Source organism: Thalassoroseus pseudoceratinae, from assembly GCF_011634775.1.
GTDB lineage: Bacteria > Planctomycetota > Planctomycetia > Planctomycetales > Planctomycetaceae > Thalassoroseus > Thalassoroseus pseudoceratinae.
Genome location: NZ_JAALXT010000006.1, coordinates 182,669 through 195,247, shown reverse-complemented (window position 1 = coordinate 195,247; position 12,579 = coordinate 182,669). Strand labels below are relative to the sequence as shown.

Here is a 12,579-nt window from a genome sequence, read left to right as displayed (position 1 = left end):
TCAAGTCTGGAGTTTCGTAGACTCGGGCCATCGTGATCTGTTCTTCAAGGATGAATCGTTCCCATGGAATTGTTGGTCATTTACGCTGCGACGTTGTTGCTTGCGGTCCTGTTGTCGGGGTGGGCGGAACGGAGTGTGATGTCGGCGGCGGTGTTGTTCCTGTTCGCCGGGTTCTTCTTCGGTGAGCCGTCGATGGAATTGGTGAGCGTGCTCTCTACGATTGCACTATTCACCGTGCTTTTCACCGATGGCATGCACGTGAGTCTGCAAGATATCCGCTCGGCATGGAGACTACCCGGACGGGCGTTGTTCTTCGGCATGCCGTTGACGCTGGTCGGAACCGCGTTGCTGGCGCACTATGTCGCTGAACTATCTTGGTTGGATGCGTTTCTCGTCGGTGCGGTGCTCAGCCCGACCGACCCCGTGTTGGCAGCCGCGATCGTCGGACGCGAAACCGTGCCGCGTCGATTGCGACACTTGCTGAACGTGGAAAGCGGACTCAACGACGGTTTGGCTTTGCCGGTCGTGATTGGTCTGCTCGCCGCTGCGGGGGATCAGGCCGACGAGCCGTCCGCATTGGCGATTCAAATGGTCCTTGGGTTGGCATTGGGGATCGCAATTCCGTGGGTTGCCTTGAAACTCGAGGGCACTAAATTCTTCGAGTCGTCGAAAGATTACTTCGCTCTCAACGCGTTTGCGATTGGTTTGCTCTTGTTCGCGATCACAGAAAAGTACCATGCGAACGAGTTTCTCGCGGCGTTCTTTGGTGGGATCACGGTGGCGACCGTCAGCCCAATGTTCCGCGATGCTTTCCATGAATTCGGAAGTCTCGTCGCGGAGTTGCTGAAGTTTCTCGCCATTCTGGTGTTCGGTGCGTTGATCTCGGTGGAATTCTTGCAGGAAATTCCTAGCAATGGCTACGTGTTTGCGGCTCTTGCGTTGTTCCTGGTCCGTCCGGTTGCACTGGCATTCGCCTTGATCGGCACGAAGTTAACGTTCAAAGAATGGGTCGCGGCTTCGTGGTTTGGGCCGAAGGGGTTCGCCTCGGTTGTGTATGGCCTGCTGATTGTGCAGTCCGGCCACGACACCGGTGACAAACTGTTTCACCTCATCGCGATCGTTGTGGTCGGTTCGATTGTCTTGCACTCATCGACCGACGTGCTCGTCGCCAAGTGGTTTGAAACGCATCCGATCGAAGCCGATCATCAGAAGCCGATGGACGAAGACGACTCGAACGGCCATCCGAGCGATGAACCCACTTCGACCGATCCGCCACCGGTCGCGTGATGACACGACTTAAGCACCGCTGCCAAGCTGCCAAAGCACCGCTGCCAAGCTGCCAAGTTATTGCGGCGGTGTTTGCGATTTTTGTTTGGGCATCGGTGCAGGGGGTTTCTTCCAGATCAACGTCACATTGACCTGCTGAGGTTCGTTCTCGGCAAGTTGGATTCCATCTGGCGGCACCAGAGTCGCGGTGAGCATTGTTTGCTTGTCTTTGACCGCCAACTCGCTGAGTTCGATGGTGTTGGTCGGGATTTCCGGAACGGTTTCAAATTCACCATCGGGCACAATCACCCGCACCGAAGGCGGATTGATCCGCACATCGGCAAGTTCCCAACCGTCGTCCCGTTGGCCTTCGTGACGAACGCCGATGGGAGCGCGAACTTTGCTGATGCGGTACAGCTCCAGTTGAACGGTCGAGGGATCCGCCTCACTGAGCGTCATGCCCAGCGGCAGCCGGACGCGTTCGGGGGTGATCGGAAATGTGCGATGACGAAGTCCCGTGGGTTGAGGGTCAGCGAGGTCGATGGAAACCGTAAAATCGGACCGTCGCACATCCCGGAATGCGCGTTCCGTTCCGGTGACAACCAAGCGGACTTCATTGGGGAAGACGTTGTCCACCGCCCATCCCTCCGGGATATTTCGAAATTCCACCGGCACTTTCTCGTACGATCGCATCACGGCATCGACCTGATACGCAATTCCGAACCAAAGCAAAATCGCCGTGGCTGCCGCCGCAAACTTCAAGCCGAGTCCCCCGACAAAACTGCTGACACGATTCTCCGTGGGCGATGATTTGGAATGTTTCTCGTCAAAGTCCGAGAGCAGTTTCTGAAGCTCCACTGGGGATTCAAGCGGCGTCAGTTTGTGTTCATGAGCCACGCTGACCGTTCCCCGTTCTTCGGAAACGGTGATGACGAATGCATCGCTACATTCCGCCAAACCCAAAGCCGCCGCATGACGGGTTCCGCCGGGACCGAGGGCACTGACGTTCGAAGACAATGGTAAATGCACTGCAAACTGGGCCAGCCGATCGCGATGAATAATCACCGCACCATCGTGCCCAGGGGTCTTGGAGTGAAAAATACTCAACAATAACGGCATGCTGATCTGGCCACCGAGCTTGATTCCTCCGCGGACGTGAGGCTCCAATGGCTCTTTGCCTTGCAACACAATCAGAGCGCCGGTTTTCTGCTCCGCCATTGTGGCGACCGCGTCGATGATTGCGTTTCGCGACTTTTCCGACTCCGCCACGCGGTCTCGTCGCCAGGGACGCCAACTCGAAAACTGCTCAAACGCCCGTCGCAAATCCTGCTGAAAGATGATGACCAAGCTCAACGCCAACACCGTCAATCCCGCTCGAAACATGAACAGGGTGACGTACATTCCCAGCAGATGGGCCGCCAGATAGGTCGCACCGGCGACGACAAACGCAAACGCCACCGCATAGGAAGCCCGCCGACGGATCCAACTGATGGCGATGTAAACCAAAGTGGTCCACAAGGCGATGTCGATAATGTCGGCCAGTCGAACATGATCTTTCAGGTTTTCAAACCAAGTGGGCATACATCGGTCTCCGTTCCCGGTTCCATCAATCGTGCTCTGTTTTCTGGATGGTCTTCCGAATTGTAGGCAATTCGATGGAGCGCATGAGCAAAAAAAACAGCCGATACCCGAAGGCATCGGCTGAAGAGCGTTCTTGATGGAAACGACAGTTACGCTTCTTGGTACTGCGCGATGTCGAAACCTTCACGATATTTACGACGGATCAGCGATTCACCGCCATCGTCCATGTTCGTGACTTTCATGTTTTTGGCGTCCCATTCGATCTTTTGACCGGCTCGCATCGCGACGTTTCCGAGCAGAATGGTTTCGGTCAATCGACCTGCGTAGTCGAAGTTCGACATGGTCATTTTGGGATCGCCAGCTTTGGCGGCCATCATGAACTCTTCGTAATGACCATTGGTTCGCGGCAACGTTTTTTCCGGTTCTTTGTAGTCCGCGAATTCGTCTTTCGGCAGCATGATTCGGGTTCGACCGTAGTCGTCTCGCGAGTACATTTTGCCTTTCGATCCCACGACGACACAACCACTGCCCGATGGGGATTCGCCTTCGAGCAACTCTTTCGGTGGGAGTTTGCCGCCATCGTACCAGACGACTTTGACCGGTCCGCGGCCGTCTTTTTCTGGGAACTGGAAGGTGATGATCGACCAAGCCGGATAGGTTTCGTTTTCCACGATTCCCGCGGTTTCGGCAACCACGCTGGTGGGGTCGAACAGGTTGAGAGCCATCACCGGCATGTTGGCGGTGTGACAGGCCATGTCGCCCAGGGCACCGGTGCCGAAGTCCAGCCAGCCACGCCATTTGAACGGGGTGTAAACGCCGTTCTTGTAGGGACGTTCCGGAGCCGGTCCGAGGAACAAGTCCCAGTGCAAGTTCGGTGGGACAGGGTCGGAACCTTTAGGACGACCGGTACCTTGTGGCCAAATGGGGCGATTCGTCCAGATGTGGACTTCGCTCACATCGCCGATGGCACCACTTCGCAAGACTTCAACGCTGGTTCGCATACCATCGTCAGCGGTCCCTTGGTTACCCATCTGGGTGACGATGCCTTCTTTGGCAGCCACTTCCCGCATCACGCGAGCTTCTTCGACCGACCACGTCAACGGTTTTTGGACGTAAACGTGCTTGCCCATTCGCATCGCGGGCAAAGCGGCCGGTGCGTGGGAGTGGTCCGGCGTACTCACGCTGACAACATCGATTTCATCGCCGATGTCGTCATACATTTCGCGGTAATCGGAATACTGCTTGGCTTTCTTGTGACGAATGCCTTGCTTCTTCGCGGCGGTTTCGTCGACGTCACAGAGGCCAATGACGTTGCCGTACTTGGCGAGTCCGTTGGTATCCGAGTTACCTTTTCCGCCGACACCAACGCAAGCGATGTTCAATCGCTCGAGTGGCGATTTCTCCTGAGCGGCCAGCGATTGGGTGCCGAACCACCAGGCGGTCGCGCCAACGGCGGCCGACTGCTTCAAAAAGTCGCGGCGATTGGTTGATTGCGTCATTTTGTGTTGACTCCTCTGGGTTGTAGAAATGCGTGTTTCGTCGTGTGGACGAAAACGACGCCGAGAACCGTGCCTGCTTATGTTTCCTATGGTAAAGCGATGAAAACACTTCCACAAGCAGAACGAAATTTTCGTGGACGGAAAGTGATTTCCAAGCAGGGCTGACAGACGGGGGAGATCAGGGTCGCGGCATGCGGGCAAACTCGTCACGCCCCACTTGATGGCGGGGTTGGGGGCCGGTTCGTTATACTGCTGGTTCTCGACTCACTCGGAGTCGGACTTGGAATCGAGAATTCTTTTCGATTGAATCGAAGCATGTCGAATCAATATATCGTCCGTTACGGACTGCAACGCCACATTGCCGAGTTCTCCGGAAAAGGACAAACTCGGTTCGTTCGCAATGCCGATGTGATCATCCGCAGCGATCGCGGTCAGGAATGGGGCACCGTGTTATGTTCCGCGACCGATCGGACGAAAGATTACCTGGGGCAAGCCGAACCGAAGGGCCGAATTCTTCGCCAAGCGACGGAGGAAGACCGCGATTTGGCCGAGGATATCCGCGATCTCGAACGTCGAGAGTTCTCCGTCTGTCAGGAGCACATCGCGGAAAGAAAACTCCAGATGGACTTGGTTGATGTCGAGCATCTGTTCGGCGGCGAACGGTTGGTGTTTTACTATCTCGCGGAGAAGCGCGTGGATTTTCGCGAGTTGGTCAAGGCGTTGGCATCGGAGTTCAAAACGCGGATCGAGATGCGGCAAATCGGCGTGCGAGATGAAGCGAAGTTGCTCGCTGATTACGGAGATTGCGGCAAACCTGTTTGTTGCAACACGCACTTGCAAGAGATGCCCCCGGTCTCGATGAAGATGGCGAAGATTCAAAAAGCCACACTCGACCCCAACAAGATTTCCGGTCGGTGCGGGCGACTGAAATGCTGCCTCCGCTACGAATACGACACTTACGAGGAATACCGTCGTGAGTTGCCACGGGTCGGCGTCACTGTGGTCACAAAGGTCGGACAGGGTCGTGTGATTGCCCAAGAGATTCTCTCGCGGAAACTCGTCGTGCGATACGAAGACCAACGCCAAATGCTCACCGATGCGGATGATGTGTTGACCGTGATCAAATCATCGCGGAACAAACCATCGGACAGTCAGAACAATTGAAATCGACATCATGAAAGTGGGTGGGATGCGAGACTTTTTTCAGTCAGTTTGGGGCCGAATTCTCGGTTTCTTCGTGGCGGGTGTGCTGGCGATTTTACCGCTGGTGATCACAGTCGCGATCGTTGGTTGGGTGGTGAGTTTCGCTCAGAAATTTGTCGGCCCTGGCACGGCAATCGGACATGCACTTAGCCGCGTTGGGTTCCGGTATTCCGAAAATTCGGTGCTGGCCTACATCATCGGTTGGCTGGCGGTTCTCGGTGTGATCTTTGCGTTGGGGGTGTTGTTGCAACTCGGAATGCAGCGTTTGTTCTCCGGTTTGACGAACACACTCATCAAACGGATTCCAATTTTAGGCAGCATTTACGGCACGACGGAGCAGTTCGTCGGGTTGCTCGACAAGAAGAAAAGTGCCGAACTCTCTGGAATGACGCCTGTTTTCTGTTGGTTCGGTGAGAAAACCGGAGCCGGGCTGTTGGCGTTGCTGGTCTCGCCGAAGAAATACCGTATCAACGATCGGGACTATCAAGTGGTGATCGTGCCCACCGCCCCGGTGCCGGTGGGAGGCGGATTATTTTTCGTGCCCGCGGAAAACGTCCAACCCGCTAATATGTCGATTGACGGGCTGATGAGCATTTACGTGTCGATGGGAGCAACCGCCGGCCAATACATGAAAGGCTCGGAAGCCGTTGAGTAATCAACCACTGAAATCAATATCGTAGGTACTCTCACCGCTCTTGATTTCCACGGTCTTGGTGGTCGTGGAAGTCGAACGGAACATGGGAGGGATTGGGAAACTTGTATCTTCCTTGTTCTCCGGTGGAGCACCGCTGGCGTTCATTAAGTCGTCATAGTTGGCCGAACTTGTGTCGACGGATTCCGCGTCTCCCGGTGGTTTGATGGCAGCCTTGTAGGTTCCCACAGGAAGTGCACCACTTCCAGTGAGGGAGTAGGTTCCGTCGGCGGAAATTGTGGCTGTTCGCGAGACGCCGACTTCTTTCGACTCAAGGATCAAGATGGATTCTGCGGGAACCGGTCCGGTGTTGAAGGTGACTTTTCCTTGAATATCGACGGTTTCTTCATCACGACCGCCGCCGCCGCAGCCAACCATCGTTGCAAGAAGAGTGACGGTCATCAGTCGGGCCGCCCATCGCGTATTGCAGCAAGAAACGCGTTTCATCGTGGTCACTCCAGTTGTGAGGGAATCGAGACCGTGTTGCGGTCGTCTGTATCCAAGCTGGACACGGAAAGGTCGTTGTTGTTCGACCTCCACAAGACAATACCCGCTACGATCAATAGAAAGATGTTCTAGTGCGTATCGCACACATAAGTCACCGGCAAACAGCTAGAAAGCCAAGTCGACTCACCGTTTGATCCGCTACATTTCAGTGTGAACTGTTCTAGGAAAACAGCCAGCCTTCCAAGTTCGGAAGCTGGCTGCATTCTGGCGGAAAGTGCGTTTTACTCAAGTTCGACAACGCGACCGTCATTCCGGATCGCCAGCATGGCAAGGGTTTCGGTATCCGTGGAGTCACTGAGGAACCGCACGGAACCATCGCCGAGCAACACTTGAACACCACCAGGGTGAGCGGAGTTCAGTGGGATGTTTTGTCCGGTGTTGCTGCAAACACCAACGCTCCCACAGTCGCCACCGTCCGGCCAACCGGTCTTTTGATTGATCCGATATCGAACTGTGGTCATGTTGAATGCTCGGCGGTCTCCACCATAACTTGGCGGCGGCCCCGACGCGCCATGAGCACCGATGATGAAACCATGTGGTCCGGTCGCTGTCCAAGCGACGAGTGTCCCGTTCAGCGTTTCAAGAAAGTCACCATGTTCGCTGATCACCATCACATTCGTGGAACCGTCTGCCATGTCCTTAAAAGAAACGGCTTCGAGGGGGAAGAGAGTTCCTGCCGAACTGATTAACCCACCTGAGCAGCAGCCTGCACTACCGCCATTGTCTTGCTGGTTTGAGTTCGTGTAGCCCGCAATCAAATTGTGATCGGCACCAGCGATTCCCACATAGTTGGGCATCATGATCGCGTTTGCACCGACTTGATAAGCGCTGGCAACGAAGTCTGGCAGTGGTGAACTTGGGCAACGATATCCTTCGATTGTCACACCGCGGGCAACATCGACGTTGTGTCGCGCGTTGGAACCCCAACCGGATTGCCCGTTTGTGAACCGCATTTGGCTAAACATGTTGTCTTGCTCGATGTATGGCAAGAGGTAGACCATCCAACTGGATCCCCAACCAGAGGTGGTGGTGTTGGTACCATGTGGTGCGCGATCGTTCGTTCCACCCATCGGGAATGCACCCACGACATCGTGGTGGTTGTGCATCGCAATACCAAGTTGCTTCAGATTGTTCTTGCATTGCGTGCGACGGGCGGATTCCCGAGCTTGCTGCACTGCGGGCAAGAGTAGAGCAATGAGGATTGCGATAATCGCAATCACAACCAACAGTTCAATCAATGTGAATGCGTTGCGGCGGACGCGCCGGTTCCGGGTGGCCATGCGAATGCTCCCAAGAAATGAAATGGAAAAGTCCATTGCCCCCTCGCGAGAATTGCAAAGGGAGATCAGTGAATATACTCAGCATAACCGGGGAGTTACGGGTCGACAAGCATTAATTTGTTCGGAGATCAAGTCAAGAGATCGCGATCCACTTTAATCCACTCTAGTGCGATTTGGAGTCGTTAGCCGTTTGTTGGGGGTAGACGAGAACGCGGTCGTGGGTGAGTAGCACCAAGTCGCGGTGGTTGTCACCGGTGACATCGACCAGCAGGGCTTCTCGGGGGTTCATGCCCGGGGCACCGGAATCGCTAAAGCTCTTTCCCTCGAAAACCGGGAAATGGGTCGCGTGACGCAAACCGTTTTGCGAATCGTAGGCGAGAAGCTCGACAAAATGCGATCGGACATCGATCAAAGCCACATCGGCTTGCCCGTCTGCATTGAGATCACCGGCCGCAGCGTCGGCGAAGAAGACTTTCTTAAGCGGTGATTCATAGTCGGCCAACTCGCTGAGTTCGATTTTCGCGCCGCCGGAGTATAGAACCGCGAATTTTCCCCGACCGAGCAAAATCAAATCCGGTTTGGTGTCGCCGTTGAGGTCGGCCACTCGCGTACCCAGGAATGGGAACTTGCCGATCTCGACTTCCTTCCACGGTTCGTAGAGCGCTTCTTTGAGTTGCAGAATTCGGAGTCGTCCGATGCCGCGATCCACCAACACGATTTCCTCACCGGGTTCATCGTTCATATTGAGAGCGGCCACTCCGACGATTTCCGTGTTCGAGTCCGTTGCGTTGAACTGATCGACGACTTTCCATTGACCGTCCTCGCCCAAGGCCAATTCGCGGGCGAATCCGTCGCGAGCAACAATCAGGGCACCGCGGTTTTTGTCGGTGTTCGGAGGCAACACGAACAATTCACTTGATGAGACATTCCCAAGTTGGATTCCACCGGTTGTCTTGACGACGGATAAGTCATCGTCTCCACTCAACAACACCGGCAATCGACCCAGACTAAAGAACGCCAAGAAATCGGGTCGGTCGTTCCGGTCGACATCGACGGCCACCAATCGCTGCGGTGTGCCGGGGAGTTCGATTTCCTGCACCTGAGGTTCCTGTGTGGTTCCATCGGCTTTGAATTGCAACGTTTCCGCACTGGAACTTTTCGAACCTTCTTTCGTGAGACAAACAATCTGCGGTGGTTGTTTGGCATCGGGACGCACAATTTCAAAGGCTTCCGGTTCCCCGTCGGTGGCGAGTGCCTCGGGAAATGTGAGTCGTCCATTCTCATAACGACAGATGCCCAGCGTTTTTTCTTTTGGGCTAAGCACGAAGACTTCAGCTCGTGAGTTGCCATCGACATCCGCGACCCGCACTTGCGTGATTCCGAGTAGACTGGGAAACGTTTCCGCCGGTCCGAGTTCGCCGTCTTTTTGTTGTCGATAGACCAGGATCTGTGCGGATGACGGTGCGGTTGCGACGACGTCTTCCAAGCCATCGCCGTCAATGTCACCGGTAGCCAGATCGCGGTCTCGATCGGAACCGCCATCGCCGAAACCGTACTGAATCAAGCGGGGAGCGATTTCATCGTCTTTATCGGCATCTCGCATTTGTAGAATTTTGAGTCGGTTCGTTCGCGAGTCTACGACGAGTAATTCTCGGCCGGGTTTTCCATCGACTTCCCCAATACTCAGCGAACGGGGCCGACTGAGATCGAATTGCAACTCCGGACCGAGCGTGTGGTCTGGCGATTGACGCCGCACACAGAGGACGCGTTCGTTCGAAGGCCCGGCGGTGTAACACAAATCGTTTAGGCCATCGGCGTCCAAGTCAGCAATCTGAGCCAAGCCGAGACTTTCCGACGTGTTCATCAACCGCTTCGGCGTGGAGAGCGTTCTGTCTTTCTGCTGGTAAAGGACGTAGGTCGTAGTTTCACCGAGGACGGCGATGTCGGCAAGTTGATCCGAATTCAGATCGCCGCCCGCCATGGTCCAGAGTGAGTTATTCACATCCGGCAATCGCACTTCATGACGCTTGGACCATGCGGGGGTGTTCTCGGCGGATTGAAAGTAAATCGTGAGCTGATCCGGTTTGCCCAACGCGGCGATGTCGGTGCGTCCGTCGCCGTTGAAGTCGCCCAAAGTCAGAGAAGAAATCTCCGCATCGACCGCCAACTTTTCATGATCGAATCGCCGGGCGTTTTCGAGTTCGTTGACATCCCGCGTGTCCGAATCCTCAGTGACGGAGTTTGGATCGCGTTGAATGAGCAAATCGAGCCGACTGTGGCTGTTGTCGATGAGCACCAAATCGGTTTTGCCATCGTGATTGACGTCACCGGCCACCATGCCTTGCGATCGGTCTGCCAATTTGAAGACTTCCAACGCCTCGAAACCGTAGTAGTCCGCCAACGAAATTTGATCGTTGGTCTGCTTTTCCTCGGCTCGCACCGAAGCAGCGAACGGCAAGAAAATCAGCCCTAGAAGCAGCGTCGCGATCTGATTACCAGCGGTCATTTTATGGCTTCCTCGATATTCAGTCGGTGGCGACTGGGAATAGACATCTTCTCTAAACCTTCAAAGATCACGCATCTGTGGACGCAACGCAAGTGCTCGGGGCGGACACTTTTATGGGATTTCACGACGCTGACAAGAATCGTGAGTCACCGCCGATGCGGAATTCTCGGCAGAAAACCGGATGCACTGATTCGGTCTGTGACGGTTGTCGGCATCGAATATCGGCACGACTGCCACCAAATTCGGCATTGAGTGAATTCACTGGCATCATCAGACCCACTGTCGAAGCCAATTTTTCAGCCGTTTGAGAATCGAGAAATGTTGGGTTTTATAAGGGTTTTTACTGGGTTGCCCGCGACTTTGCCCTACGTGGCTCGCCTTGTATACCTAGCTTGTGGTATGCGATGTGCGTAAGATGCGGTTCCTACCTGCCTTTTTTCCTGCCTGTATTCCGCGAAGGAGCCCCCCATGAAGATTGAAACGCAATCCCGATATCGTTCGGGGTTTACGCTGATTGAGTTGCTGGTCGTGATTGCGATCATTGCCATCCTCATTGCTTTGCTGCTCCCGGCGGTTCAGCAGGCTCGCGAAGCGGCTCGGCGGTCCCAATGCAAGAACAACATGAAGCAAATGGCTCTCGCAATGCACAACTACCAAAGTGCATTCAAAGTGTTCCCGTATGGACACCGGAGCAATTCGTCTCCTTCGACGGTGACGCACATTCGTGACTGCTGGTTTCAACGCATTCTGCCATTCATCGAGCAAAATGCCCTCTCCGAAGCCTACGAAGCCGATACAACCCAATGGATTCACCATCTGACAGATAACACCGCAACGGCATACATCGCCGAAACGGTCGTGCCGGCGTTCACTTGCCCGTCTGATCCGGGCGCACCGGGGAAAGGTGCCAACGGCGGAACAACCGCATTCCAAGGAAACTATGGTGTGGCAGCCGGTGTCGGGGATTGGTCACTCGACACAAGTACAAACCCTGCAACGATTACCGTGACCGATGGTGACATCGCGTACGGCGACGCCAATGGGATGTTCTACGAACTATCTGCGACCGCTTTCCGCGATTGTATCGACGGTTCGACCAATACTCTGTTTGCTTCGGAAGGCATTATTCGTCCCGGAACCGCAGCGAAATGGGGTGAACTGGGTGGTTACTGGGGTGGAGCCCCGCACGGTTCGTACGGTGTTTCTTCAGCCGAAACGCCGAATACGAGTGTTCCGGACCGTGCCTACACCTGCAAAGCGACCTCGGTTGCAGCAGCACCGAACAACGCCCCTTGTGAAGAAGGGAACACCAGCGGTTTGTCCGGACGTTGGAACTTCGCACGAAGTTTCCATCCTGGCGGTGTGCATGGTGCGATGGTGGATGGTTCTGTCCGATTCTTCAGCGATTCGATCGATCGCCAAATCTGGATGCGTCTCGGTATTCGCAACGACGGCCAAGTCGTCAGCGAATTCTAGACCGTCATTGTTTCCAGGCCTCCACGAGACGAAACCCGCTGCGATCAAGAGCTAATATTCGATCGCCTGTGTTTCGTTCTCGAATCACCCTCATCAAGACTCAGCCGGGCAGCGAATGCGTGCTCGGCTGCTTCGCATGATCAGAGAATTTCCCAATGATTGCCCAATATAAAACTGTGATCGGACTCTTCGCGGTCCTTTTGGCGACACTCGGGTGCGGTGGTGCTCCCGAGGGGCCAGCCATGTTCGGTGTCAGTGGCAAAGTGACGTTTGATGGTGAACCGATCGAAGATGGTCGGATCACGTTCCGTCAAACCGAACCGCCTCGCAAGGCGTTCTCAAGCGAAATCGTCAACGGAGAATACAGTTTGCAAGCGGAAGCTGGTGCGATGGAAGTGCGAGTCATCGCCTCGCGACCAATCCCCGGCAAATTCGACAATTCTAACGGAACTCCGGAACCGGTCGGCGAAATGTACATTCCCAAGAAATACAACGACAACACCGAATTGACCGCGACCGTCACCGACGAAGGCGACAACGAGTTCAATTTCGATCTCACGGCGAACTAGA

General features: G+C 54.9%; 10 protein-coding genes. 5 read left to right on the top strand and 5 right to left on the bottom strand.

Annotated features, from left to right (window positions below; genetic code table 11):
• Window positions 1-63 precede the first annotated feature (63 nt).
• On the top strand, window positions 64-1,287 hold the full coding sequence (locus G6R38_RS21345) for a cation:proton antiporter (RefSeq protein WP_166830813.1): 1,224 nt from the start codon (window positions 64-66) through the stop codon (window positions 1,285-1,287).
• 57 nt (window positions 1,288-1,344) lie between these two features.
• On the opposite strand, the gene G6R38_RS21340 is transcribed toward G6R38_RS21345, so the two are convergent.
• Both G6R38_RS21340 and G6R38_RS21335 read right to left on the bottom strand, forming a co-directional pair.
• Window positions 1,345-2,847: a diadenylate cyclase gene (locus tag G6R38_RS21340; RefSeq protein WP_166830812.1), complete on the bottom strand. Its 1,503-nt coding sequence runs from the start codon at window positions 2,845-2,847 to the stop codon at window positions 1,345-1,347.
• Window positions 2,848-2,996: 149 nt separating this feature from the next.
• Complete coding sequence (locus G6R38_RS21335) at window positions 2,997-4,346, bottom strand: Gfo/Idh/MocA family oxidoreductase (RefSeq protein ID WP_166830811.1); 1,350 nt, start codon at window positions 4,344-4,346, stop codon at window positions 2,997-2,999.
• Window positions 4,347-4,661: 315 nt separating this feature from the next.
• On the opposite strand from G6R38_RS21335, the gene G6R38_RS21330 reads away from it, so the two are divergent.
• Both G6R38_RS21330 and G6R38_RS21325 read left to right on the top strand, forming a co-directional pair.
• The gene (locus G6R38_RS21330) at window positions 4,662-5,510 is read left to right on the top strand and encodes a PSP1 domain-containing protein (protein ID WP_166830810.1); all 849 of its coding nucleotides are present in this window, start codon (window positions 4,662-4,664) and stop codon (window positions 5,508-5,510) included.
• A 25-nt stretch (window positions 5,511-5,535) separates the two neighbouring features.
• The gene (locus G6R38_RS21325; protein ID WP_166830809.1) at window positions 5,536-6,204 is read left to right on the top strand and encodes a DUF502 domain-containing protein; all 669 of its coding nucleotides are present in this window, start codon (window positions 5,536-5,538) and stop codon (window positions 6,202-6,204) included.
• Here the strand turns inward: G6R38_RS21325 and G6R38_RS21320 are convergent, their stop codons facing one another.
• The 3 genes from G6R38_RS21320 to G6R38_RS21310 form a co-directional block, all read right to left on the bottom strand.
• Window positions 6,205-6,687, bottom strand: a complete 483-nt coding sequence (locus G6R38_RS21320) for a carboxypeptidase-like regulatory domain-containing protein (protein ID WP_166830808.1) — start codon at window positions 6,685-6,687, stop codon at window positions 6,205-6,207.
• A gap of 281 nt (window positions 6,688-6,968) precedes the next feature.
• Window positions 6,969-8,027, bottom strand: coding sequence for a DUF1559 domain-containing protein (locus tag G6R38_RS21315; protein ID WP_206028662.1), 1,059 nt, complete (start codon window positions 8,025-8,027; stop codon window positions 6,969-6,971).
• A 163-nt stretch (window positions 8,028-8,190) separates the two neighbouring features.
• Window positions 8,191-10,533 (bottom strand): FG-GAP repeat domain-containing protein, encoded by a 2,343-nt coding sequence (locus G6R38_RS21310; RefSeq protein ID WP_166830806.1) that lies wholly within the window; start codon window positions 10,531-10,533, stop codon window positions 8,191-8,193.
• Window positions 10,534-11,001: 468 nt separating this feature from the next.
• Between G6R38_RS21310 and G6R38_RS21305 the strand changes: the two genes are divergently transcribed.
• The gene (locus G6R38_RS21305; RefSeq protein WP_166830805.1) at window positions 11,002-12,009 is read left to right on the top strand and encodes a DUF1559 domain-containing protein; all 1,008 of its coding nucleotides are present in this window, start codon (window positions 11,002-11,004) and stop codon (window positions 12,007-12,009) included.
• A 155-nt stretch (window positions 12,010-12,164) separates the two neighbouring features.
• Window positions 12,165-12,578 (top strand): hypothetical protein, encoded by a 414-nt coding sequence (locus G6R38_RS21300; protein WP_206028661.1) that lies wholly within the window; start codon window positions 12,165-12,167, stop codon window positions 12,576-12,578.
• The last annotated feature ends 1 nt before the right edge of the window (window position 12,579 follow it).